This is a genomic window from Nonomuraea muscovyensis (assembly GCF_014207745.1).
Classification (GTDB): domain Bacteria; phylum Actinomycetota; class Actinomycetes; order Streptosporangiales; family Streptosporangiaceae; genus Nonomuraea; species Nonomuraea muscovyensis.
On sequence record NZ_JACHJB010000001.1, the window covers coordinates 2336150 to 2359554 of the forward strand.

The following is a 23405-nucleotide window of genomic DNA, read 5'->3' on the forward strand; positions in this document are numbered from 1 at the left end:
CCGCCCGAGGAGTCACACGTGCACGAGCCCGAACAACGCGCCGAACGGGGCACCGGTCTCGGGCGGCTGGCCGCCACCGTGGAGCGGCTGCGCCAAGAGGTGCGCGAGGCGCACGCCGCCGCCGACGGCCGTGCCCTGATCGAGCTGGCCAAGGGCATCCTGGTCGAGAGGCTGCGCTGCAACCCCGCCGAGGCGGCCCGCCAGCTCTCCGCGCTCGCCGAGCGGACCCAGCTCTCGCAGCTGGAGCTGGCCGCCGACATCGTCAACCAGGCGGCCCAGGACCGCCTGACCGAGCTCGCCGGCCAGTTCGTGGTCTCCGCCGTCGAGCAGGGCGCGCCAGTGAGCCTCCAGGCCGAGGAGGGCGACGCCTCCCTCGCCGTCCGGCTGCGCACCGCCGAGAGCGGCATCTTGGCCGCGCGCGACACCCAGGCGGTCAGCGAGTCGCTGCTCCAGCACGCGCTGGCCCCGCTGGGCGCGTCCGTGGTCGCCGTGTGGGCCGCGGGCACGGACGGGTCGCTCACCCTGGCCGGCTCGGCCGGGTTCGCCTCGGAGCAGGCGATGCGCTGGCGGTACGTGCCGCCTGGGGTGGCCACGCCGGCCCGCCAGGCCCTGGTGGACCGGCGCACGGTGTGGTTCGGCGACCTGTCGGAGGTGGGCCTGCCGTCGATCGGCCACCAGCCGGGCGAGAAGTCCGGCCGGGTCGCGGTGCCCGCCGGCAACGGCGGCCGCATCCTGGGCGTCCTGGAGATCGGCTGGCCCCATCGCCTCTCGCCGCAGCCGCCGGCGATCCGGCGACAGGTGGAGGCCCTGGCGGAGCTGGTGGCCCACACGCTGGACTCGCATCCGGTGACAGCGCCGCAACGGCCCGACACCGAGCTGGTTGACCTGGCCAACGGCCTGCACGATCCCGCGCTCATCCTGCGCCCGCACCTGACCGCCGAGGGCCGGCTGACCGACTTCCGCATCCAGCACACCAACGCCAACTTCGTGGACTTCGCCGGCCGCTCCCGCAGCGCCGTCAACGGCGCGCTGATGCTGGAGGCGTATCCGATGGCCGCCGGCGAGGGCGGGCTGTACGAGAAGATCGAGCACGTCCACGCCACCGGCGAGCCGTTCCGGGCCGAGCGGATGCCGCTGACGGCGCTGATCGACCAGGTGCCGCTGACCGCCATCGCCGACGTCAGCATCAGCCGGCACGGCGAGAGCGTGCTGCTGATCTGGCGTGTCCTGGACGAGGCCGCCCGGGTGGCCGGGCTGCTCCAGCACGCCCAGCGGCTGGGCCGCATCGGCGGCTTCGAGGAGAACCTCGCCACGGGCGAGATCACCTGGAACGCCCAGCTCTACACCCTGCTGGGCCTGCCGCCCACCGCCAGCCCCATCCCCTTGCAGTTGCTGCCGCAGCACGCCCACACGGACGACGCCGTGGCCATCGGCCGCTTCCTGCGCACGCTGCTGCACCACCACCTGCCGGCGTCCACGGCCTTCCGGCTGCAGCGCTCGGACGGGGTCTCGCGGCACATCCGCGTGGTCGCCGAGCCGGTGCTGGACGCCCACGGCGACCTGCTCAGCGTCCGGGGGGCGTACCAGGACATCTCCGCACAGCACTGGACGGAGGTGGCGCTGGCCGCCACCCGCGACCAGCTCGCCCACTCCGAGCAGCAGGCCGCCGAGCGCAACCGTCTCGCCCTGCAGCTCCAGCAGGCCATCATGCCGCCCACGCACGGCCCGATCGAGGCGTTCGACCTGAAGATCGCCGTACGCTACCGGCCGGCCGAGGAGGAGCACCTGGTCGGCGGCGACTGGTACGACTGCGTGATCCTGCCGTCCAAGAAGGTGCTGCTGTCGGTCGGCGACGTGGCCGGCCACGGCATCGACGCGGCCACCGGCATGGTCATCCTGCGCAACGCGCTGCGCGGCCTGGCCACCACCGGGGCCGGTCCGGCCCAGTTGCTGACCTGGCTCAACCTCGTCGCCCACCACCTGACCGAGCAGGTCACCGCCACGGCCATCTGCGCCCTGTTCGACCCCGAGACGCGGACGCTGCGCTGGGCCAGGGCCGGCCACTTCCCGCCGATCATGGTCCGCCGGGACGAGGCGACGGAGCTGCCGTTGATCGAGGGCGTCCTGCTCGGCGCGCTCGCCGAGGCGCACTTCGAGGAGGGCAGCCTCCGCCTGGAGAAGGAGGACGTCCTGCTCATGTACACCGACGGGTTGATCGAGCGCAAGGACCGCAGTCTGGAGCACTCGCAGCGACAGCTCCTGAGCGTGGCCACGGCGGCCGTGCCGTCGCTGGAGCAGCGGCTCGACCACCTGCTCACGTACAGCAAGTCCGACACCGACGACGACACCTGCGTCGTCGGCATCCAGCTCCGCTGACCCCCGCGCCGCCTCAGGCACGCGTCAGGCGATCCACGGCGGCACGCCGTAGTCGCCGTCGCCCTCGGCGGCCAGCGCCCTGGCCCCGGCGGGCGCGGTGACGACCGCGGCGTACCCCTCGTCCGGGTCCGCCAGGACGCGCCGGACGGTCCTCGGCGGCATCACCACGGTGTCACCGGCGGCGACCTGGTACGTCTGCCCGCCCAGCTCGACCGTGGCCGCCCCGGTCAGCCAGGTCCACACCTGCTCGCCGTCGAAGTCGTGCAACGGCCCCTCGGCTCCCGGCTTGGCGTCCACCCGCCACAGCGACCGGGAGGCGCCGCCCTGGCTGGGCGAGGCGAACGTGGTCATCACCCCGTTCGCCGTCTCCGACCTGCGCGCGTCCGTGCCACGAATGACAGTCATCTGCTGCTCCCGCTACGATAGACAATAACGTTGTCCATATAGTTAACCAGGTTGTCTATCATGTCAAGTGACCCCCCGGGCTTCGAGCTACCGCTCCGGCTCCTCATGGGCTTCCGGGTGCTCATCGACGAGCTGCACGCCGAGCTCGCCCGCCAGGGCCATCCCGAGCTGCGGCCCATGCACGGCTTCGTCATGCAGGCCGTCGGCCACGGCACCACCGCGGTGGAGCTCGGCCGCACGCTGGGCGTCTCCAAGCAGGCGGCCGGCAAGACCATCGAGACCCTCGAACGGGCCGGCTACGTCGAACGCGCCGTGGACCCGGCCGATACCCGGCGCAAGCTCGTCCGGCTGACCCCGCGCGGCATCGACGCACTCGGCCGGTCGGCCCGCATCTTCGACACGCTCCGCCGCCGCTGGGCCGACGAACTGGGCGAGGACCGCCTCCGGGCACTGGAGGCCGACCTGCGCAAGGTCACGCCGGCCGACCTCTTCCGCCTCGACACACCCGGCTGGTTCGGCACGCTCTGACGGTGTCAGGCGGCGAGCTGGAGGCCCAGGCCGGTGAGGTTGGTACGGGCCCAGTCGAGCTCCTGTGCCAGCACCGACACCAGGGCCCCCGGCCCCTTGGCCCGCCCCGGCACGACGAGGTTGTGCGTCTCGACCTCGATGTGGGCGTTGCCGCTCACCGCCCCCGACAGCATGGCCGTGAGCGTGTCGTGCAGCACGGCGCCCGTGCTGGACCTCTCGCCGATGTGGTTGTGCACGTGGCCCAGCTTGACCACCGGCGCCCCGGCGGCGGCCAGCCCGCGCAGGGCTTCCCCCGCCTCCTCGGAGCCGCACGCGAGGTGGCAGGCGTCGAGGCAGACGCCCAGGTGCTCGGAGTCGATCCCGCAGACCCGCTCCAGCGCCTGCTCCGTGGTCTCCAGGACGCATCCCGGCCACGGCTCGAACCCGACCCGGATCGTCTTGCCGGTCACGCTGTAGATGCCGCGCAGCTCGCGCGCCAGGCGCTCCAGCCGGCGGGTGGCGATCGCGTGCAGGTCGGCCGGCCAGTCGCGCCGCCAGCCGATGGGGATCGTGGAGATGCTGCCGAACCGCACGTCCTCCGGCAGCAGGAACGCCAGGATCTTGGCCAGCGCCATCGTGTAACGGTAGCGCTCGGGCTTGGCCCAGTCGGGTCCCGGCACCTCCTGGTTGCGGCCGCCGGTGCCGTTGAGGCTGACGACCTCCAGGCCGCGCTCCTCCAGTGAGCGGCGCAGCCGTACGAGCTCGATCCGGTCGGCCGTGAGATGGTCGGCCACGGTCGGCGACAGCCACAGACCGATGCCCATCCGCTCCACCCCGAGCCGCTTGCGCACCGGCACCGCGTAGCGGGTCAGGTGCGCGATCAGGTTCTCCAGGTCCTCGGCAGGGTGAACACCCGCGTTGTAGGCGAGGTGAACGAGCGTTCCGTCGTCGTGACGCAGGCGCATCGGTTTCCTCCACGGCTTGAGCTTGTCGCGTCCCAGCGCCCGTCTCGGGGGTCGCGCGGGACCTGTCGAGCTTGCCCGATCGGGGCGAAGCAGCGCGTCCGCCCTGGGTTGACTGCCGCGTACTCCCCAGGGAGCAGCCTCACCCTAGGTAAATGACCTTGTGGCTTACTTGGGGCAGACTTGGCAGCGCTCTACGCAGTGTAGTACTACCCGGCGTCGCAAATCACCTTCCCGTCCAACGATTCGGCAACGCCGCCCCTCTCCGTGACCGGCCGGACACCGGGAGGGCCGATCATGATCGCGCTTCGCGGACGGCGTAATCGGCCAGGGACGCCTCCAGCAGGCCGGCGACCTGGTGAGCTGAGCGGGTCGCGGCGGCCGCGATCTCCTGGTCGCTCCGACCCGCCGCGACCAGGTCCAGAACGTGCCGGAACAGGGTCCGGTGGGCCGCGGCGAGCACGGCGGCCACGACCCTGGGCGTGAGATCGCCGGGGGCGGCCGAGGTGTCGGCGGCGAGCGCCCGGGCGAGGGCGTCCTCGCGCAGGTCGTGCAGCTCGCGCAGCCGGGAGGCGAGGGCGGGGCTGCCGGCGACCATCCGGGCGAAGCCGGGACCGGAGAAGCCGGCCCCGGGCTCGCGCCGCTCGACCGCGGCCAGGAACTCGCGACGCAGGGCGGCCAGCGCCGACTCGCCCTCCGGCCGGGCGACGACGGCGCGGGCCAGGTCGGCGGTGAAGGTCTCGTGGCAGTCGAGCGCGAGGTCCTCCTTCCGCGGGAAGTAGCCGGCGACGGTCGCCTTGGCCACCCGGGCGGCGGCCGCGATCTCGGCGACGGTCACCGCCTCGAAGCCGCGCTCCAGGAACAGCCGCGTCGCGGTGTCGGAGATCGCCTGGCGGGTCTGCCGCTTCTTCAGCTCCCGGAGTCCCATCGTCACAATCCTCACGATTTCATAGGTCGAACCTAAAATCACTCTTGACATGTTCTTAGGTTGATCCTAAGTTTAGGGAGCACTGCAAGCGAGAGGAACCCCATGAATCTGCGCATCACTCCCACGGCCCACGTGAAGTCCGGCAAGAACCGCGACCAGTACCGCGGACAGATCCGTAGCAACCCCCGTCCCGTCCCGCCCAAGATGCTGCCCGGCAAGAAGGGCCGCTGAGGAGAGACACGCTTGATCATTCCCACCCACCCGAAGAGGGCGCGGCCGTCAGGACCCGGATCCGCGCCGACGACGGGCACCCCGGCCCTCCCCCGCCCACGGCGACCTCACTCCCGCCCTCGCGAGCACGGGCGGGGTGCCCGGACAGTGGGCGGCCGCCTCGTCCCCGAGCACCCCTACCCGGCGGCGCTGGAGGACGTCCTGGCCGCCGACACGGGCTGGACCTGATCGACCGCGCCGTGCCGGAGCACGTCAGCACCGCTTGGCGGACTTCGCCGATGCGGGGCGACGCTGAACCAGCGCACTCCCTGATGACGCGGTGAACCTGATCGGTCCCCCACCCGACTGTGCAGGGTGACGGGAGGACGAGATGACCGATGAGCTGCTGGTGCTACGCGCCCAGCTGGGCGAGCGCGCTGCGGTGGCCGAACTGGTGGCCCGGTGGCGGGTGCCCGTGTGGACGTACGTGCGGCGCATGCTGGACGCCGAACAGGCCGACGACGTGACCCAGGAGATCTGGCTCGCCGTGGTCCGCGGCCTGCCCCGGCTGCGTGACCCCGGCCGGTTCGCGCCCTGGCTGTTCACCATCGCCCGCCGGTCGGTGACCGACCGCCTGCGCGACCAGTACACCCACGGGCACGAGGCGCTCGCCGCCCACGACACGGTCACCGAGGATCCGGTCGAGGCCATGGTGGACCGCGCCGAGCTGGTGAGCGCCCTGGCGGGGCTGCCGGTGCCGGAGCGGGAGATCCTCGTCCTGTTCTACCTGGAGGACCTGCCGGTGGAGGACTGCGCGCAGATCTGCCGGATCCCCACCGGCACGGTCAAGTCCCGGCTCAACCGCGCCCGTCGCCTGCTGCGTGCACACCTGGAGGAGAAGGGACACCGGCCATGACCGAGGAGAGACCGCGCCTGTCGGCGCAGGAGTTGATCGAACGGCTGGAGCCGTCGCTGTCATCGGCCAGGCGCGTCCGGGCCGTGGCGGCGCTGCTGGCCGGGCTGGCCGGCGTGGCGTTCGTGGCCGCGCTGTGGTGGACCGAGCCCGGCCCGCTGCCGAGCCGCACCCACCTGGCGTTCGCGCTGTTCTTCGTGATCTGCCTGGCCTGGACCGGCTACGGCGGCTGGCTGCTGACGCGCCGGGTGCCGCTGTTCGCCACCGACCGGGTGATCGCCGCCTGGATCGGCCTGGCCGCCTCGGTGGCCACCACCACGGTCGTGGCCGCCGTCGCCGTCCAGCGCTGCACCGGCCCGGGGCCGGCGCTGGCCGTCGGGGGCGTGTTCGTCGCGGCGGCGCTGGTGCTGGCCGTACGCGCCCACGCCCGCCGGGCGGCGCTGCTGCGCCGCCTGCGCGAGCTGACCGGCGGGGACACCGGCGGGGACACCGGCGGAGAGAAGGGGTGAACGCGCTGGTCGGGCCACCGGCCGAGCTGGACCCGGCTGGGCGCCGCCTCGCGGAAGCCCGATGGTAGGGGGCCGGACTCGACGCCGCGGAACCGGGCTCGACCCCACCCTGGCCCTGGGCTGAGGCTGGAAAGGCGAAACCCCCGGGTGATCCCTCACCCGGGGGTTTCGGACGGACCTGCGTCGTCAGCGCTGGATCGAGCCGGCGATCGCCGCGGCCGAGTCGGGGACCTGGGTGGGCGCGTTCTCACCGGTGAAGATGAACTTCGCGTTGTCGCCCTCGCCCTCGATGGTGACCTTGACGACCTGCCCCGGACGGAGCTCGCCGTACAGGATCTTCTCCGACAGCGAGTCCTCCAGCTCACGCTGGATGGTGCGGCGCAGCGGACGGGCGCCCATCACCGGGTCGTAACCACGGTCGGCGAGCACCTGCTTGGCCTCGGGCGAGACCTCCAGGCCCATGTCGCGGTCCTTGAGCCGGGCGTCGACCTGGGCGAGCATCAGATCCACGATCTGGATGATCTCGGCCGGCGTCAGCTGGTGGAAGACCACGATGTCGTCGACACGGTTGAGGAACTCGGGCCGGAAGTGCTGCTTGAGCTCCTCCTGCACCTTGGCCTTCATCCGCTCGTAGTTGGACTCGGTGTCGTTGGACTTGGCGAACCCGACCCCGATGCCCTTGGAGATGTCGCGGGTGCCGAGGTTGGTGGTCATGATGATGACCGTGTTCTTGAAGTCCACCACGCGGCCCTGGGCGTCGGTCAGGCGACCGTCTTCCAGGATCTGCAGCAGCGAGTTGAAGATGTCGGGGTGGGCCTTCTCGATCTCGTCGAAGAGGACCACGGAGAACGGCTTGCGCCGCACCTTCTCGGTGAGCTGGCCACCCTCCTCGTAACCGACGTAGCCGGGAGGCGAGCCGAACAGCCGGGAGACGGTGTGCTTCTCCATGAACTCCGACATGTCCAGGCTGATCAGAGCGTCTTCGTCGCCGAAGAGGAACTCCGCCAGCGCCTTGGACAGCTCGGTCTTACCGACACCGGACGGGCCGGCGAAGATGAAGGAGCCACCCGGACGGCGCGGGTCCTTCAGGCCCGCACGCGTGCGGCGGATCGAGCGGGACAGACCCTTGATGGCGTCGTCCTGACCGATGATCCGCTTGTGCAGCTCGTCCTCCATGCGGAGCAGGCGCTGCGACTCCTCCTCGGTCAGCTTGAAGACCGGGATGCCGGTGGCGGTCGCCAGGACCTCGGCGATGAGCTCCTCGGTGACCTCGGCCACGACGTCCATGTCGCCGGCCTTCCACTCCTTCTCCCGCCGCTCGCGCTTGAGCTGGAGCTGCTTCTCCTGGTCGCGGAGGGCAGCCGCCTTCTCGAAGTCCTGCGCGTCGATCGCGGACTCCTTGTCGCGGCGGACGTTGGCGATCTTCTCGTCGTACTCGCGCAGGTCCGGCGGGGCGGTCATCCGGCGGATGCGCATCCGTGAACCGGCCTCGTCGATGAGGTCGATCGCCTTGTCGGGAAGGTAGCGGTCGCTGATGTAGCGGTCGGCCAGCTGCGCGGCGGCGACCAGCGCGCCATCGGTGATGGACACCCGGTGGTGCGCCTCGTAGCGGTCGCGCAGACCCTTGAGGATCTCGATCGTGTGGCTGAGCGAGGGCTCGGCCACCTGGATCGGCTGGAACCGGCGCTCCAGCGCCGCGTCCTTCTCGAGGTACTTGCGGTACTCGTCGAGGGTCGTGGCGCCGATGGTCTGCAGCTCGCCGCGGGCCAGCATCGGCTTGAGGATGCTGGCGGCGTCGATCGCGCCCTCGGCGGCACCCGCACCCACGAGCGTGTGCAGCTCGTCGATGAACAGGATGATGTCGCCGCGGGTGCGGATCTCCTTGAGCACCTTCTTCAGGCGCTCCTCGAAGTCACCGCGGTAGCGCGAACCGGCCACCAGGGCGCCGAGGTCAAGCGTGTAGAGCTGCTTGTCCTTCAGCGTCTCGGGCACCTCGCCTCTGACGATCTTCTGGGACAGGCCCTCGACGACGGCGGTCTTGCCGACGCCGGGCTCGCCGATCAGAACGGGGTTGTTCTTGGTCCTCCGGGAGAGGACCTGCATGACCCGCTCGATCTCCTTCTCGCGGCCGATGACCGGATCCAGCTTGCCCTCGCGGGCGGCCTGGGTCAGGTTGCGGCCGAACTGGTCGAGCACCAGGGACGTCGACGGGGCCGACTCCTGCGGGCCGCCGGCCGCGGCCGGCTCCTTGCCCTGGTAGCCGTGGAGCAACTGGATGACCTGCTGCCTGACACGGTTGAGATCTGCTCCAAGCTTGACCAGCACCTGGGCCGCCACACCCTCACCCTCGCGGATGAGCCCGAGCAGGATGTGCTCGGTGCCGATGTAGTTGTGACCCAGTTGCAGAGCCTCACGGAGCGACAGCTCAAGAACCTTCTTGGCCCGCGGGGTGAACGGAATGTGCCCCGACGGAGCCGACTGGCCCTGGCCGATGATCTCCTCGACCTGCTGACGCACACCCTCAAGGCTGATGCCCAGGCTCTCCAGAGCCTTGGCGGCTACGCCCTCTCCTTCATGGATCAAACCAAGAAGAATGTGCTCAGTGCCGATGTAGTTGTGGTTGAGCATCCTGGCTTCTTCTTGCGCCAGGACGACAACCCGCCTCGCTCGGTCGGTGAACCTCTCGAACATCTCGTCGCTCCTCACAGAGCGGTCAGTCAGGCCGGTTAATCCGGTCCCGTCATCCCGCATGCTAGCCCTGGCTCGGCGAACCGTGCCTCCTGCCGCTGACACGCTCTATAGCAGAGACGTTCCCCGAGAGCAGGGCGTTCACCCTCTATCCAACTACCGTTCGGGCGTGACGTGTTCCCGATACGCCGCAAGCGAACGATGTTTAGGGGATCTCGGTGAAGCGGCCGCAAATCACCACTTCGGCGCGGGCAGATCAACACGGATCGCCTTCGGACGCTTGAGCGAGCAGGCCCAGGGCGGCCCTCGCCCGTACATCGCGGATGTCGCGTCCGTAACCCATACGAGCTCATCCTACGTGCCGGACCCAAATCCCCGCCAATCCGATCGAGATAGCCGCCGGCACACGCCCGGAACGGCCCGCCGATACGGCCCGCCATTCCCGCCGGCCACCGCGAGGGCGGATCGCCGGCCCTCCCCCGCCTGCCGGATTCCCCGCCCGTGAGTCGCCCGGAGGATTCCTGCGGTTCGCGCGTGAGTGCGCGCCGGAATCGGGCAGTGCCGCGTGGATGGATCACAGCTCGCGACCCCGTACGAGCCCGCCCACGGCACGGAGCGGCGACACGCCGGGCGATCGGCCGCAGGGACCGCCCGGGGAGGGCGTCGTACGCGGGCGGGGGATGCACGCACGCGGCGACCGGTCCCGGCGAGCAGGGGCCCGGGACCGCGCCCGAGGGGCCGCGTACGCGTTCACAGGGCGGGCGGGGGGCCGGACGCGCGAGAACAGGGGCTGCCCGGACGGGCCTTCCAGGACCCGGGGAACGGGTGCCACCCGGGACGGGCCTCACGGTGACAGGACCCGGGGAAACGGGTGCCGTGGAACGGGCCCGGAAGAAACGCCAGCCCGTGGAGAACGGGAACGCCGCGGAACAGAGGCGTGGAGCAGAACAGTGCTCCGGACCGGCGACCGCGCACGGCGATGAGCCTGTGTGGAACGGGACAGGATGAAGAAACCTCTTTTGCCGGACGCCGGAGCAAAAGAGCTTGCGCCCACGGCATTCCCCGACAGGAAGGAGAGCGATCCGAGGCCCAAAAGCCCGCAAAAAGCGGGCAAGCGAAGATCATTCACCGTCGGGGTTGTCCAGCATTCGGGACGACCCCGAAAATGATCATGCGCTTATGGCGTTCGCCGGGGTCCGAGGCGAACGGCATAAGCGCATGGTCAGCGGAAGCCGCCCTCTCAGTGAGCCGCTTCGTACTTCTCCACGACGGTGGAGGCGATACGGCCCCGCTCGCTCACGGGCAGGCCGTGAGCCTTGGCCCACTGACGGATCTCCGAGCTCTTCTCGCGGCTCATCGCGCGCTGCCCGCCACGCCCCTTCTTCCGCGTGGACACGGCGCCGGCCCGGCGGGCGTGCTGCACGAAAGGTGAGAGGGCGTCCCGGAGCTTCTTGGCGTTAAGGTCGCTGAGGTCAATCTCATAGGAGGCGCCGTCAATAGCGAAGCTGACCGTCTCATTGGCCTCGCCGCCATCGAGGTCATCGATGAGAATCTCCTGGATCTGCTTGGCCATCTACGCAATCCTTTCCCGGAGCATTGTTTCATTCGCTGGCCCAAACATATACCCGGAAAGGCGCGGAGACAATTCAGCCCTGCAGGGATTCCCCTGACTCGCCGATCAGTTGCCCTACTCGGCCTGATCCCGGTGGTTTGGGCGCCGCCAGGACCCCTCCGCGCGGAGCAACTTCACCGCGCCAAAGATGAAGGCCCCACCGACGACCGCCGGCGGGATGAGCGCTGACAATACCTCTGTTACGGCTTGCATTCGTCCTCGCCTCCACAGCGGACAGGGGTTCGGCGGGCCGCCCTTAATGCCCACGCGGCGCGGCCGAGCATGAGCAGCCCTCATGCGGCATCAGGCGACAACGCCTGCACCCGACGATAGCGGCAGCCTCACGGGCTACGCGCGGCAGGGACACCGCATCGGCGACCCAGATGCCCCATAGCCTAATGCCAGTCTCTCCAGGCTCCTTACCGGATCAAGCGAAAATTTTGCGGAAAGGCGCCCGAGCAGCGACCTCGCCGGTCAACGAAGATCTTTGACGACCAGCGTTCCGGCAAGCCTGTCATGGGGCCCACGCTGCAACGGCCTGTCGATCAGGATGAGCATCCCGACGGCGAAGACGAGGATTCCGGCCAGCACATTGACGCCCGGAATGCCCATCAGCATGGCAGGTCCCGGATACACAAGCGAGCGTTTCAGCACAGCTCGCCGCGGAAGATCGTCCGGCACCACGTGAATCTTCATGATCGCCTTGCCGAACGTGCGCCCGCCCCGGGAAAGGGCGGACCAGTCGTAGCCGGCATAACCCAGCCCCGCCAGCAACCAGGCGAACACGCCGGGCAGCCGCCCCTGGAACGCGTCCAGCACCCCTACAGTCCGGAAGACACCCCACAGCGCGAGGAACAGAATGTAATAGAAGACCCCGAAGACGAGAGCTTCAATGAGCCGCGCGGCGAGCCGTTCCCACCATTCCGCGGGCACCGCGCCCGCCCGCGTCCCGGTCATAACCTCACCCCGCCCGTCGGCGAACCCGGCCGACTCCCATTTTGGTACGGCCCTCGCACACAAAACAGAGGCCGGCCAGCCGCCGACCTCTGTTCGCGCACCCGGGAGGGCTTACTTGACCTTCACCACCACCGTCCTGCCGACCTTGTCGGCGAACGTCTGCTGAAGCGGCTTGTCCCACAGCTGTGAGGCGCCGTTGACAGCCACGACCGCCCAGCCGAGCAGCGTCGCGAGGAACGTGATGGGGAAGCCGGTCAGGAGATAACCGCCCCAGGTCACGGCGGCCCGCTTGAGCGCCACGTCGGTGGCCAGACCATCGGGCGGCAGGGGCCCGCCGACCGGGACGATCTTGATGCCCATGACCATCTTGCCGACGGTCTGCCCCTTGGCCTTCGTCAGGAAGAACTCGTAGGCGATGTACAGCGCCGTGAGCACCAGCGCCAGCAGGAACGAGACCACGATGCCGCTGAGGCCGGGCGTGGGCCCGCTGTCCCAGCTGTAGCCGGCGAGCAGCAGCGTCGTGAAGATGATCGTCATCACGACGGTCACCACGCCGAAGATGACGCCGTCGATGACGCGCGCCACCAGCCGCTGCCACCACTCGGCCAGCGGGGCGGGAGCGCCGGGAGGCTGCACGCCCACCGGGCCGTAGCCGGGTTGCCCGTACTGGCCGGGCTGGCCGTAGCCGGGCTGCGGCTGCTGGCCGTAACCCGGCTGACCGTACTGCTGCCCGGAGGGGTCCTGCTGCCCGTAACCGGGCTGCGGCTGCTGACCGTAGCCCGGTTGGGCGTACCCCGGCTGACCGTACTGCTGGCCGGACGGCGGCTGCTGCCCGTAGGCGTACTGCTGGCCGGAGGGGTCCTGCGGGCCGTAGCCCGGCTGTGACTGCCCCTGCTGCCCGTAACCGGGCTGCGGCTGCTGGCCGTAACCCGGCTGGCCCTGCTGGCCGTAGTCGGGCTGCGAGGCCGGCTGCTGGCCGTACTGCGGCTGCTGGCCGTAACCCGGCTGCCCGTACTGCTGCCCCGAGGGGTCCTGCTGGCCGTAACCCGGCTGCCCGTACTGCTGCCCGGAGGGGTCCTGCTGGCCGTAACCCGGCTGCGACTGCCCCTGCTGCCCGTAACCGGGCTGCGGCTGCTGGCCGTAACCGGGCTGGCCCTGCTGGCCGTAGCCGGGCTGGCCCTGCCCGTAGTCGGGCTGCTGGCCGTACTGCGGCTGCTGACCGTAACCGGGCTGACCGTGGCCCGGCTGGCCGTACTGCTGGCCGGAGGGGTCCGGCTGGCCGTAGCCCGGCTGCCCGTACGGGGGCTGCGCGGGCTGGCCGTAGCCGGGCTGGCCGCCGTACTGGGGCTGGCCCTGGCCGTAGCCGGGCTGGGACTGCGCCTGCTGCCCGTAGCCGGGCTGGGCGTAGTCGTCGGCCCGGTAGCCCACGATCGTCGCGTCGGGGTCGGGCTCGCCGTGGGGGCGGTTGGGGTTGTGCTGTCCGTAGGGAGGAGATCCGGGAGCGTGCTCGCCGGAATCGTCCTGCGGATACGGCGGCTGTCCGGTGCTCACCGTGTCACCTCGCTTCGCGTGCGCGTGTGGCACGTGTCAGGACACATGCCTGTGCTGCCCAACGTATCGACATAGGTATCAACAATCACCTTTCCTGTGCGTCAAGGCCTGCGTCACCCGATGTCAGATGGAGCAGCATGCGGGTGTTGCCCAGGGTGTTCGGCTTGACGTGTTCGAGATCGAGGAACTCGGCCACACCCTCGTCGTACGAGGCCAGCAGTTCGGCGTAGACCTCAGGTGAGACGGGGGTGCCTTGAATGGGACGGAACCCGTGCCTGGCGAAGAAGTCGACCTCGAAAGTCAGGCAGAAAACCCGCCTGAGCCCCAGATCCCTCGCCGTGCGGATCAACGCGGAGACGATCCGGTGACCGATCCCCAGGCCCCGGGACGCGGGGTCCACGGCGACCGTGCGGATCTCCGCCAGATCCTCCCAGAGAACGTGCAGCGCGCCACACCCGACGACCTCGCCGCCCCGCTCGGCCACCCAGAACTCCTGGATGTCCTCGTACAGCGTGACGGTGGCCTTCTCCAGGAGGCGTGGACCCGCACCGGCGTAGGTGTCGACCAGGCGCCTGATCGTCCTGACATCGGACGTGCGGGCACGCCGCACCACGACTTCGGTGTCAGGGACTGTCACTTCGGCGACCTGCTCCATGGGTTACCAGCGTACAGATCCCATTACGGCTCATCCCAAAATCCCGCCCTGTCGACTCCATCCGGCATATCGCTCCGGACTACACAAGACGGGCCACCGGCGGCCCAAGCAACGGCAAACAGGGCGTAAAGTCGCCCTGGACGAGAGGACAGGACACCACCTTGTGACTCTTCGGTGGCTGAACCTCTACAGAGTTGGCAGTTCTGGTTGAGCACCAACCCAAGGTGCACTAGTGTCCAGCGACGATGTCACCCGCGCGTCCCGCGCGGAGACGCGCCCAATCCCCGCGCGGGGAACCGGGGACCCGCCGGTGGCGAGCTCGCCAGAGCGCCATCACTGGGGTGAGTCCGAGCTCCGGCTCGGTAGGGCTGCTCCGGCCCGAACCCGTCAGCTAACCCGGTAGGCGTCGATGAGAGGAGCCGATTGGTGAAGCGTACGCGCGGTCGCGAGAGGACCTCAGTGGGCACACCCGCCCGCCCTCCGCAACAGACCGGCCCGCGCCGTCTCGCCCTCCTCGGCACCGCCCTCGTCGCCGCCACAGCCCTCGTCACCGGTCTCGCCGCCGCCCCGGCCGCCGCCGACCCCAAGCCGTCCCTCGACTCGCTGGCCAAGCAGGTCGAGCAGATGCATCTGGACATCGAGAAGCTGGCCGAGCAGTTCAACGCCCAGCGGGAGAAGCTCAAGTCCGCCAAGAAGACGGCCGAGGCCGCCAAGAAGACCCTGGACGCCAGCGAGGCCGATCTGGCCGCCAAGCGCGCCAAGGCCGCCCAGGTGGTCGAGAGCCAGTACATGGGCGGCACCCTCGGGCGGTCCCTGCCCTTCCTCCGCTCCGGCGACCCCGAGCAGTTCCTCGACAGCGCCGCCACCACGTACGCGCTGGCGCAGCAGCAGGGAGAGCAGCTCAAGCAGGTCCTCGACGCCATGGAGTCGGCCAGGCGGGCCAGGGACGAGGCCAAGACCCGCATGGAGGAGGTCACCGAGCTCGTCTCCGACCTCGGTGCCAAGCGCGACAAGATCGTGAAGATGGTCGCCAAGGTCGAAAGCAACCTCTACCGGCGCGCGGTCGGCGAGGCCGGCCGGCCGGGCACCCGGGCCACGCGGGTCAACCTGCCCGTCGTGGGCTCGGGCAAGGCCGCCGAGGCCGCCCGGTGGGCGCTCACGCAGCAGCTCAAGCCGTACGTGTGGGGCGCCGAGGGGCCCGGCTCCTACGACTGCTCGGGGCTGGTCATGGCGGCCTACCAGCGGGTCGGCATCTCGCTGCCGCACTACACCGGCAGCCAGTGGACCGCGGGGCGGCACATCTCCAAGGAGGAGCTGCGCGCGGGCGACCTGGTGTTCTTCTACAACGACCTGCACCACGTCGGCATCTACCTCGGCGGCGGCCTGATGGTCCACGCGCCGCGCACGGGCGACGTCGTGCGCGTCGCCTCGATCGCCCGCCGTCCCTTCGCAGGGGCCGTCCGCGTCGCCGACTGAGGCGCCGCCCGGTGGGGCGGGACACCGGAGTGTCCCGCCACCCGCGCTCAGTGCGTCGGCTTGACCAGCGGGAAGAGGATGGTCTCGCGGATGTTCTTGCCCGTGAAGGCCATGATCATCCGGTCGATGCCGGCGCCCATGCCGCCCGTCGGGGGCATGGCGTATTCGAGGGCCTGCAGGAAGTCCTCGTCGAGCTGCATGGCCTCGGCGTCGCCGCCGGCGGCCAGCAGCGACTGCTCGACCAGGCGGCGGCGCTGCTCGATCGGGTCGTTGAGCTCGGAGTAGGCGGTGCCCAGCTCGGTGCCGAACCCGATCAGGTCCCACTTCTCGGTGAGCAGCGGGTCGTGGCGGTGGGTGCGGGCGAGCGGCGAGGTCTCCAGCGGGTAGTCCATCACGAACGTGGGCTGGACGAGCGTGTGCTCGACGAGCTCCTCGAACAGCTCCTGGACGACCTTGCCCTGGCCCCACTTCGGGTCCCAGTGGACGTCGTGCTTGTCGGCCAGCGCGCGCACCCGCTCCAGCGCGGTGGCGGTGGTGATCTCCTCGCCGACCGCGTCGGAGACCAGGGTGTAGAGGGGCACCCGCGGCCACCGCTCCAGGCCGAGGTCCACCTCGGTGTCGCCGTGCCTGACCACGGTGGTGCCGAGCGCCGCGACGACGGCCTTCTGGTACATCCGCTGGGTCAGGTCGGCCATGTCGTGGTAGTCGAGGTAGGTGCCGTAGGCCTCGATCATGGTGAACTCGGGGTTGTGCGTGGAGTCGGCGCCCTCGTTGCGGAAGTTGCGGTTGATCTCGAAGACCTTCTCGATGCCGCCGACGACCAGCCTCTTGAGGTAGAGCTCGATCGCGATGCGAAGGTAGAGCTCCATGTCGTAGGCGTTGATGTGGGTCCTGAACGGCCGGGCCGAAGCGCCGCCGTGGATCGGCTGCAGCATCGGCGTCTCGACCTCGAGGTAGCCCTCCTCGTGCCAGAAGTCGCGCACGGCGCGCACGGTGGCGCTGCGTAGCCGGGCCATCTGCCGGGCCTCGTCGTTGACGATGAGGTCGACGTAGCGCTGGCGGACCCGGGCCTCGGGGTCGGTGAGGCCGATGTGCTTCTCCGGCAGGGGGCGCAGGCACTTGGCGGTGATCTCCCAGCGGTCGGCCAGGATCGACAGCTCCCCGCGGCGGGAGGTGATCACCTCGCCCGTCACGCCCACGTGGTCACCGAGGTCGACGTCGCGCTTCCAGGCGGCCAGCGACTCCTCGCCCACCTTGTCGAGGGAGATCATCACCTGTAGGTCGGCGCTGCCGTCGCGCAACGTGGCGAAGCAGAGCTTGCCGCCCACCCGGTTGAGCATCACGCGGCCCGTGACCGCGACCGTTTCGCCGGTGGCGGTGTCGGGCTCCAGGCCCTGGTGACGCTCCCGGACCTCGGCGTTGGTCGCGGTGCGCGGGAAATTGACCGGGTAAGGATCGACGCCGTCGCTGCGAAGGCGGTCGAGCTTCTCCCTCCGGATTCGCATCTGCTCGGGAAGTTCGTCGCTCACACCATCAAAGCGTAGGGGATATGGCGAACTGCAAGGGCTCGTCGGCCCCTCGCAGGGGCGCTGAAGGGGCGCTGAAGGGGCACTGCAAGGCCTCTCGCCTACTCATGACTCAGGGACTCCTGGGGGGGACCGGCAGGGCGCCGGCCCGGGTGAGAGTCCGAGGAGAGATCATGATGAAGAGGATCGCGACCGGTGCCCTCGCCGTCGCAGCCACCACCGCGATGGCCCTGTCACTGCCTTCGGCCGCCGGCGCCACCACCACGACCGCCACCACGACCACCGCGACGTCCTCCGGCTACGACTTCGCCGACTCCTGGGGCCCCGTCCACGCCAGGCACGGCCTGGCCAAGGCGCAGGGGTGGATCGGCGTCGAGTGGGACGACGAGCAGGAGTCCAACACGGTCCACGTCAAGGGCCGGCTGTACGACCTGGACAACCGGACCTACGCCAAGGGCGGCAAGTGCGCGTACGTGAAGTTCCAGGCCAGCGACTTCGACCACCACTGGTCGACCGTCTACACCAGGAAGTACTGCGGCTTCCCCGGCTACCGGAAGTTCCACTTCGAGACCGACGAGGTCTTCAGCCTCCGGGCCAAGGTGTGCCAGGTGAGCCCGCACGGCTCGTACACCACCAAGTGCGGCCAGTGGAGCCACCTCTACACCGCCGAGACCGAGTAGCCGGCGACGCTTCCCGAACCGGCAGGCGGCCCCCTTCCCGAGCGGGGGGCCGCCTGTCACGTTCCCGGCGGGACGACGTCCGGCCCGGGCGACGTTCACGGCCAGGTGACGTTCACGGCTAGGTGACGTTGCGCTGGTAGATGAGCCGCAGGCCGATGAGCGTCAGCCACGGCTCGTGGACGTCGATCGAGCGGGACTCGCCCATCACCAGGCCCGCGTGTCCGCCGGTCGCCACCACGGTCACCTCGTCCGGGTCGTCGGCCAGTTCGGCCGCCATCCGCTCGACGATGCCGTCGACCTGGCCGGCGAAGCCGTAGATGATGCCGGCCTGCAGCGCCTCGACGGTGTTCTTGGCGATGACCGAGCGGGGCCTGATCAGCTCGACCTTGTGGAGCTGGGCGCCCGCCGCAGCCAGGGCGTCCACGGAGATCTCAATGCCGGGGGCGGTGACGGCGCCGACGTACTCGCCCTTGGCCGACACCGCGTCGAAGGAGGTGGCGGTGCCGAAGTCGACGATGATGCAGGGCCCGCCGTACTGGTCGATGGCGGCCAGCGCGTTGACGATGCGGTCGCTGCCGACCTCCTTGGGGTTGTCCATGCGGACCGGCACGCCGGTGCGCACGCCGGGCTCCACGATGACCGCGGTGACGTCGCCGTAGTAGCGGCGGCACATCTCGCGCATCTCGTTGAGCACGCTCGGCACGGTGGAGCAGATCGCGATGCCGCTGATGTCGGCTCCCTTGAGCAGGGGGGACTGTTCGAGCAGGCCCTGGAGCACGACTGCGATCTCGTCGGCGGTGCGGCGCGGGTCGGTGGCGAGCCGCCAGTGCTCGATGACCTCATCGCCCTCGAACAGGCCGAGCACCGTGTGCGTGTTGCCGACGTCGATCGTGAGCAGCATCCGATTACCCCCGTAGGTCCAGTGCGATGTCAAGGGCCGGCGCCGAGTGGGTGAGCGCTCCCACCGCAAGGTAGTCAACGCCAGTTTCGGCCACATCACGGGCCGATTCCAAGGTCAACCCCCCACTGGCTTCCAGTCGCGCCCGATTTTTCACGATTTGAACGGCATGGGCGAGATCCTCGGGAGTGAAATTGTCGAGCAGGATCTCCTCGGCGCCCTCGGCGAGCACCGGCTCGATCTGGTCGATCCGGTCCACCTCCACCTCGATCGGCAGGTCCGGGTAGCGGTCGCGGACCGCGCGGAACGCCTCGGCGACGCCGCCCGCGGCCACCACGTGGTTGTCCTTTATCAGCGCGGCGTCCGACAGCGACATCCGGTGGTTGACGCCGCCGCCGCAGCGCACCGCGTACTTCTCCAGCGACCGCAGCCCCGGCAGGGTCTTGCGGCTGTCCCGGACGCGCGCCTTCGTGCCGCTGACCGCCTCCACCCACCTGGCGGTGAGCGTGGCGACGCCCGAAAGGTGCGTCAGCAGGTTGAGCGCCGTGCGCTCCGCCGTGAGGAGCCCGCGGACGGGACCCTCGACGGTCATCAACACCTCACCCGCCCGGACGCGCTCCCCGTCCTTGGCCCCGCGCTCGACGCGGTCCGCGCCCAGCCGGACGAAGACGGCCTCGGCGGCGGCGAGCCCGGCCACGACGCCGTCGGCGCGGGCGACCACGTCGGCGACCGCGCGCTGTCCGGCCGGGATCGTCGCCAGGCTCGTCACGTCGCCGGCCTCCTGGAGGTCCTCGGCGAGCGCCCGGTCGACGAGCGCGTTCACCTCGGCCGGATCGAGCCCGGCGCCGGCGAGCTCCTGTTCCAGGCGCGCCGGAATGGCGTCGCCGTGCGGCGTGTAGGTCATCTGCAGGCCCTCCTCGGTCAGGGTCACGTCCAGGTGGCCCAGCCATTCGTCGTCGTCACGCTCGGGGTGGTCCTCGCGCCAGTGCGACCCGCGGGTCTCCAGCCGGGCCACCGCGGCGGCCGTGAGCACGGTCGCGACGGTGAGCAGGTTCGTCGCCTCCCAGGACTCGGTGCAGGGCGCCACCTGGACGGGCGTCCAGCGGGCGTCGCGCAGCGCGCGGGCCGTGCCGGCGAGGGAGTCCCGGGCCCGCAGGACGCCGGCCCCCCTGCTCATGTGCGCCTGGATCCTGGTCCTGGCGCGCGGGTCGACCAGTCCGTCCGGCGTCCGGCTCGCGACGGGCTCGCCCGGCTCCGGCCGGCCTCCGGCGCGGTTGTCGCGGGCGATGTCCGCGGCTATGCGCTCGGCGAACACCAGCCCTTCCAGCAGCGAGTTGGACGCCAGCCGGTTGGCGCCGTGCACGCCGGTGCAGGCCACCTCGCCGCACGCGTACAGACCCTCGATGGACGTGCGGCCCATCAGGTCGGTACGGACGCCGCCGCTGGCGTAGTGGGCGGCCGGGGCGACGGGGATGGGCTCGCGGACCGGGTCGACGCCGTGCTCGCGGCAGACCGCGTGGATGGTGGGGAACCTGGCCCGCCACCTCTCCTCGCCGAAGTGGCGGCCGTCGAGCAGCATGTGGTCGCGCCCGCTCTCGCGCATCCTGCGCATGATGGCCTTGGCCACCACGTCACGCGGGGCCAGGTCGGCCAGCTCGTGCACGTCACGCATGAACGCCTCACCCGCGTGGTCGACGAGGATCGCCCCCTCGCCCCTGACCGCCTCGGAGATCAGCGGCTGCTGGCCGGTCGAGTCCTCGCCCAGCCAGAGCACCGTGGGGTGGAACTGGACGAACTCCAGGTCGCGGACCACCGCTCCGGCCCGCAGCGCCAGCGCCACCCCGTCGCCGGTGGAGACGACGGGGTTGGTCGTGGCGGCGTAGACCTGGCCCATGCCGCCCGTGGCCAGCACCACGGCCCCGGCGTGCACGGCGCCCACCCCGTCGCGCGCGCCCTCGCCCATGACGTGCAGCGTCACGCCGCGCGCCCGGCCGCGGGCGTCCTTGAGCAGGTCGAGCACCAGCGCGTGCTCGACGACCTCGATCGCGCTCGCCCGCACCGCCTCGACCAGGGCGCGCTGCACCTCGGCACCCGTGGCGTCGCCACCCGCGTGCACGATGCGGTCGCGCCGGTGGCCGCCCTCGCGGGTGAGCTGGAGCCGCCCGCCGTCCGTCCGGTCGAAGCGCGCGCCGCGCGCCATCAGCCGTCGCAGCGCGCCGGGCCCCTCGGTGACCAGCGTCCGCACGGCCCGCACGTCGCACAGCCCGACCCCGGCGAGCAGGGTGTCGTTCAGGTGCTCCTCGGGTGTGTCCTCCGGGTCGAGCACGGCCGCGATGCCGCCCTGCGCCCACCGGGTGGAGCCGGAGGAGAGCACGTCCTTGGTGACGACCAGGACCTTGGCGGCGGGGTCGAGCTCGGCGTACCGCAGCGCCACGGTGAGCCCGGCGATGCCGGAGCCCACGACGACCACGTCGGCCTCGACGACCCAGCCCGGGGCGGGAGCGGTCAACCGCAGCGGGATCGCGGGTGCACTCATGGGGGTCTCCTCGTCGGAGCGATTTCGTCACAATGACGATAACGCCCGGCGCGGGATGCCCCATCCCGGGGGCGGGGCTACAGCGTCACGGTGACGTTGTCGATGAGCCGGGTGGTGCCGACCTTGGCGGCCACCGCGAGCACGGCCTCCCCGGCGTAGGAGTCGGGGACCTCGGTGAACGTGGCCGGATCCACGAGCACCAGGTAGTCGACCGCCAGCCCGGGAGGCGCCTCGTCCAGCACCGCCCGCGCCGCCGCCCGGACCTCGGCGGGGGTGGACCGCTCGGCGCCGGCGCGCAGGGCGCCGGACAGGGACAGCGCCACCCGGCGGTCGTCGGCGGACAGGTAGCGGTTGCGGCTCGACAGGGCCAGCCCGTCGGGCTCGCGTACCGTGGGCACGCCGAGGATCTCGATCGGCAGGTCGAGGTCGGCGACCATGCGGCGGATCAGGGCGAGCTGCTGGGCGTCCTTCTGGCCGAAGGCGGCGAGGTCGGGGCTCACCAGGTTGAACAGCTTGAGCACGACCGTGAGCACGCCGTCGAAGTGACCCGGCCGGCTGGCGCCCTCCACGAGCGTGCCCATGAGGCCCGAGCTCACCCCGACCTGGCGGTCGGGGTGGTACATGGTCTGCACGGAGGGGGCGAACACCACGCTCACGCCCTCTTCCCGGCACGCCTCCAGGTCGGCGGCGAACGTGCGGGGATAGCGCGAGTAGTCCTCGTTCGGCCCGAACTGCAGGGGGTTGACGAAGATGCTCACCACGACCTGGTCGGCACGGCCCCGAGCCTCGCGGATCAGCGTGCGGTGGCCCTCGTGCAGCGCGCCCATCGTGGGCACCAGCGCCACCCGCCCCTCCCCCCTGGCCTTGACCAGGTCGGACCGGTCCTCGGCGACGATCAGGTCCATATGTTGCCTCCCAGCGCGTCCAGCAGGCGCTCGGCCTCCTCGGGCTTCAGCAGCCCGGCGGCGAGCGCGCGGTCGGCGGTGAGCCTAGCGAGCGCGATGTAGGCGTCCGCCGCCTCGGGTGCCGCCAGGATGAGCGCGTCGACGTGCTTGCGCACCGTGCCCGCGTCGCCGCGCACCACGGGACCGGTGAGCCCGGCGATGCCCAGCCGCAGCACGTTGTCCAGGGCCGCGCCGAGCAGCGGGCCGAGCATCCGGCCGGGATGGTCGACGCCGATGCGGCGCAGCAGCTCCGACGACTCGGCGATGAGCGTGACCATGTGGTTGGCCGCCCCGGCCAGCGCCGCGTGGTAGAGGGCGCGGTCGGAGTCGGCGATCCACACCGGCTCGCCGCCCATCTCGATGACCAGGGCCTCGGCGATGGGCCGCAGCGGGTCCGGCGCCGTCACCCCGAACGAGCAGCCGGTGATCCGGTTGAGGTCGTCGTCACGGCCGGTGAACGTCATCACCGGGTGCAGCGCGAACGGCAGCGCCCCCATCCGGGACGCCGGCTCCAGCACCGACAGGCCGTAGGCGCCGCTGGTGTGCACCAGCAGCTTGCCCCGCAGTTCGACGCCGGTGGCGGCCAGCCCGTTCACCAGGTCGGGCAGCGCGTCGTCGGGCACCGTGAGCAGGATCAGCTCCGCCGCCGCGACCACGTCCTCGGGCCGGACGGGCACGACGCCCAGCCGCTCGGCGGCCCACCTGATCGAGGTGTCGGACACCCCGCCCGCCGCGACGATCCGGTGCCCGGCCTGCGCGAGCGCCGCGCCGAGCGCGGAGCCCACGCGTCCCGCTCCCAGCACTCCGACGGCCAGCCGTGCCGGCCGATCATTTGCGTCCATGACGTCCCACCCCTGTCGACCTGATGGCACTGCCGCCCAGCGTAACGGCCGGGCCTGACTGCGCACGTGACGGGGGTTTTGCCGCATGTTGAGTTAACGACAAAACAGACAAGGGCACACGAGTCTGTGCACCCCTGTCGAAAGAGATGAGGAGAGGGGTTGACCGGATGGCAGCGGGCGCCGAGTCCACCGCCGGACCCGACGCCCGCCCCTGACCAGCGACCCCTTGA

20 protein-coding genes and 1 riboswitch are annotated in these 23405 nt (G+C 70.7%); of the genes, 7 read left to right on the forward strand and 13 right to left on the reverse strand.

Annotated elements, in window-relative coordinates; genetic code table 11:
• Window positions 1-18 precede the first annotated feature (18 nt).
• On the forward strand, window positions 19-2376 hold the full coding sequence (locus FHU36_RS11010; RefSeq protein WP_312891538.1) for a SpoIIE family protein phosphatase: 2358 nt from the start codon (window positions 19-21) through the stop codon (window positions 2374-2376).
• 24 nt (window positions 2377-2400) lie between these two features.
• Here the strand turns inward: FHU36_RS11010 and FHU36_RS11015 are convergent, their stop codons facing one another.
• Window positions 2401-2781 (reverse strand): cupin domain-containing protein, encoded by a 381-nt coding sequence (locus FHU36_RS11015; protein ID WP_185083621.1) that lies wholly within the window; start codon window positions 2779-2781, stop codon window positions 2401-2403.
• A gap of 60 nt (window positions 2782-2841) precedes the next feature.
• Between FHU36_RS11015 and FHU36_RS11020 the strand changes: the two genes are divergently transcribed.
• Window positions 2842-3309, forward strand: coding sequence for a MarR family winged helix-turn-helix transcriptional regulator (locus FHU36_RS11020; protein WP_185083622.1), 468 nt, complete (start codon window positions 2842-2844; stop codon window positions 3307-3309).
• 5 nt (window positions 3310-3314) lie between these two features.
• On the opposite strand, the gene FHU36_RS11025 is transcribed toward FHU36_RS11020, so the two are convergent.
• Together FHU36_RS11025 and FHU36_RS11030 are read right to left on the reverse strand one after the other, a co-directional pair.
• A complete protein-coding gene (locus FHU36_RS11025) occupies window positions 3315-4253 on the reverse strand; it encodes a TIM barrel protein (RefSeq protein ID WP_185083623.1) in 939 nt (312 codons plus the stop codon).
• Window positions 4254-4545: 292 nt separating this feature from the next.
• Window positions 4546-5178: a TetR/AcrR family transcriptional regulator gene (locus FHU36_RS11030; RefSeq protein ID WP_185084744.1), complete on the reverse strand. Its 633-nt coding sequence runs from the start codon at window positions 5176-5178 to the stop codon at window positions 4546-4548.
• 102 nt (window positions 5179-5280) lie between these two features.
• Between FHU36_RS11030 and FHU36_RS45535 the strand changes: the two genes are divergently transcribed.
• The 3 genes from FHU36_RS45535 to FHU36_RS11040 all read left to right on the forward strand — a co-directional run bounded on the left by FHU36_RS45535 (window position 5281) and on the right by FHU36_RS11040 (window position 6810).
• Window positions 5281-5409 carry a hypothetical protein gene (locus tag FHU36_RS45535; RefSeq protein ID WP_281394166.1) on the forward strand — a complete coding sequence of 43 codons (129 nt, stop codon included), beginning with the start codon at window positions 5281-5283 and terminating at the stop codon, window positions 5407-5409.
• A gap of 370 nt (window positions 5410-5779) precedes the next feature.
• Window positions 5780-6304 carry an RNA polymerase sigma factor gene (locus FHU36_RS11035; RefSeq protein ID WP_185083624.1) on the forward strand — a complete coding sequence of 175 codons (525 nt, stop codon included), beginning with the start codon at window positions 5780-5782 and terminating at the stop codon, window positions 6302-6304.
• Window positions 6301-6810: a hypothetical protein gene (locus tag FHU36_RS11040; RefSeq protein WP_185083625.1), complete on the forward strand. Its 510-nt coding sequence runs from the start codon at window positions 6301-6303 to the stop codon at window positions 6808-6810. The genes FHU36_RS11035 and FHU36_RS11040 overlap by 4 nt, the downstream gene beginning before the upstream one ends.
• Window positions 6811-6996: 186 nt before the next feature.
• On the opposite strand, the gene FHU36_RS11045 is transcribed toward FHU36_RS11040, so the two are convergent.
• The 5 genes from FHU36_RS11045 to FHU36_RS11065 form a co-directional block, all read right to left on the reverse strand.
• On the reverse strand, window positions 6997-9501 hold the full coding sequence (locus tag FHU36_RS11045) for an ATP-dependent Clp protease ATP-binding subunit (protein WP_185083626.1): 2505 nt from the start codon (window positions 9499-9501) through the stop codon (window positions 6997-6999).
• Between the two features lie 1237 nt (window positions 9502-10738).
• Entirely contained in the window at window positions 10739-11071 is a 333-nt protein-coding gene (locus FHU36_RS11050; protein ID WP_185083627.1) for a histone-like nucleoid-structuring protein Lsr2, read from the reverse strand.
• A gap of 513 nt (window positions 11072-11584) precedes the next feature.
• Entirely contained in the window at window positions 11585-12067 is a 483-nt protein-coding gene (locus FHU36_RS11055) for an RDD family protein (protein WP_185083628.1), read from the reverse strand.
• Window positions 12068-12178: 111 nt separating this feature from the next.
• On the reverse strand, window positions 12179-13618 hold the full coding sequence (locus tag FHU36_RS46295) for an RDD family protein (protein WP_185083629.1): 1440 nt from the start codon (window positions 13616-13618) through the stop codon (window positions 12179-12181).
• Between the two features lie 85 nt (window positions 13619-13703).
• Entirely contained in the window at window positions 13704-14273 is a 570-nt protein-coding gene (locus FHU36_RS11065; RefSeq protein WP_185083630.1) for an amino-acid N-acetyltransferase, read from the reverse strand.
• 264 nt (window positions 14274-14537) lie between these two features.
• Window positions 14538-14694: riboswitch (cyclic di-AMP (ydaO/yuaA leader) on the forward strand.
• Between the two features lie 5 nt (window positions 14695-14699).
• Here FHU36_RS11065 and FHU36_RS11070 point away from each other — a divergent pair.
• Window positions 14700-15749, forward strand: a complete 1050-nt coding sequence (locus FHU36_RS11070; protein WP_185083631.1) for a C40 family peptidase — start codon at window positions 14700-14702, stop codon at window positions 15747-15749.
• A gap of 47 nt (window positions 15750-15796) precedes the next feature.
• On the opposite strand, the gene lysX is transcribed toward FHU36_RS11070, so the two are convergent.
• On the reverse strand, window positions 15797-17278 hold the full coding sequence (gene lysX / locus FHU36_RS11075; protein WP_312891539.1) for a bifunctional lysylphosphatidylglycerol synthetase/lysine--tRNA ligase LysX: 1482 nt from the start codon (window positions 17276-17278) through the stop codon (window positions 15797-15799).
• A 170-nt stretch (window positions 17279-17448) separates the two neighbouring features.
• On the opposite strand from lysX, the gene FHU36_RS11080 reads away from it, so the two are divergent.
• Complete coding sequence (locus tag FHU36_RS11080) at window positions 17449-17955, forward strand: hypothetical protein (RefSeq protein ID WP_185083632.1); 507 nt, start codon at window positions 17449-17451, stop codon at window positions 17953-17955.
• Between the two features lie 118 nt (window positions 17956-18073).
• Here FHU36_RS11080 and FHU36_RS11085 read toward each other — a convergent pair whose 3' ends face one another.
• The 4 genes from FHU36_RS11085 to FHU36_RS11100 form a co-directional block, all read right to left on the reverse strand.
• Window positions 18074-18856: a type III pantothenate kinase gene (locus FHU36_RS11085; RefSeq protein ID WP_185083633.1), complete on the reverse strand. Its 783-nt coding sequence runs from the start codon at window positions 18854-18856 to the stop codon at window positions 18074-18076.
• Window positions 18857-18860: 4 nt separating this feature from the next.
• On the reverse strand, window positions 18861-21389 hold the full coding sequence (locus FHU36_RS11090; RefSeq protein ID WP_185083634.1) for an L-aspartate oxidase: 2529 nt from the start codon (window positions 21387-21389) through the stop codon (window positions 18861-18863).
• A 77-nt stretch (window positions 21390-21466) separates the two neighbouring features.
• Window positions 21467-22294, reverse strand: a complete 828-nt coding sequence (gene panC, locus FHU36_RS11095; RefSeq protein WP_185083635.1) for a pantoate--beta-alanine ligase — start codon at window positions 22292-22294, stop codon at window positions 21467-21469.
• A complete protein-coding gene (locus tag FHU36_RS11100) occupies window positions 22285-23175 on the reverse strand; it encodes a Rossmann-like and DUF2520 domain-containing protein (RefSeq protein WP_185083636.1) in 891 nt (296 codons plus the stop codon). The genes panC and FHU36_RS11100 overlap by 10 nt, the downstream gene beginning before the upstream one ends.
• Window positions 23176-23405: the final 230 nt, after the last annotated feature.

Coding starts and splice junctions, on each gene's coding strand:
- FHU36_RS11015 (WP_185083621.1), bottom strand. CDS start 2,781: ATGACTGTCATTCGTGGCACGGACGCGCGCAGGTCGGAGACGGCGAAC.
- FHU36_RS11020 (WP_185083622.1), top strand. CDS start 2,842: ATGTCAAGTGACCCCCCGGGCTTCGAGCTACCGCTCCGGCTCCTCATG.
- FHU36_RS11025 (WP_185083623.1), bottom strand. CDS start 4,253: ATGCGCCTGCGTCACGACGACGGAACGCTCGTTCACCTCGCCTACAAC.
- FHU36_RS11030 (WP_185084744.1), bottom strand. CDS start 5,178: ATGGGACTCCGGGAGCTGAAGAAGCGGCAGACCCGCCAGGCGATCTCC.
- FHU36_RS45535 (WP_281394166.1), top strand. CDS start 5,281: ATGAATCTGCGCATCACTCCCACGGCCCACGTGAAGTCCGGCAAGAAC.
- FHU36_RS11035 (WP_185083624.1), top strand. CDS start 5,780: ATGACCGATGAGCTGCTGGTGCTACGCGCCCAGCTGGGCGAGCGCGCT.
- FHU36_RS11040 (WP_185083625.1), top strand. CDS start 6,301: ATGACCGAGGAGAGACCGCGCCTGTCGGCGCAGGAGTTGATCGAACGG.
- FHU36_RS11045 (WP_185083626.1), bottom strand. CDS start 9,501: ATGTTCGAGAGGTTCACCGACCGAGCGAGGCGGGTTGTCGTCCTGGCG.
- FHU36_RS11050 (WP_185083627.1), bottom strand. CDS start 11,071: ATGGCCAAGCAGATCCAGGAGATTCTCATCGATGACCTCGATGGCGGC.
- FHU36_RS11055 (WP_185083628.1), bottom strand. CDS start 12,067: ATGACCGGGACGCGGGCGGGCGCGGTGCCCGCGGAATGGTGGGAACGG.
- FHU36_RS11065 (WP_185083630.1), bottom strand. CDS start 14,273: ATGGAGCAGGTCGCCGAAGTGACAGTCCCTGACACCGAAGTCGTGGTG.
- FHU36_RS11080 (WP_185083632.1), top strand. CDS start 17,449: ATGATGAAGAGGATCGCGACCGGTGCCCTCGCCGTCGCAGCCACCACC.
- FHU36_RS11085 (WP_185083633.1), bottom strand. CDS start 18,856: ATGCTGCTCACGATCGACGTCGGCAACACGCACACGGTGCTCGGCCTG.
- FHU36_RS11090 (WP_185083634.1), bottom strand. CDS start 21,389: ATGAGTGCACCCGCGATCCCGCTGCGGTTGACCGCTCCCGCCCCGGGC.
- panC (WP_185083635.1), bottom strand. CDS start 22,294: ATGGACCTGATCGTCGCCGAGGACCGGTCCGACCTGGTCAAGGCCAGG.
- FHU36_RS11100 (WP_185083636.1), bottom strand. CDS start 23,175: ATGGACGCAAATGATCGGCCGGCACGGCTGGCCGTCGGAGTGCTGGGA.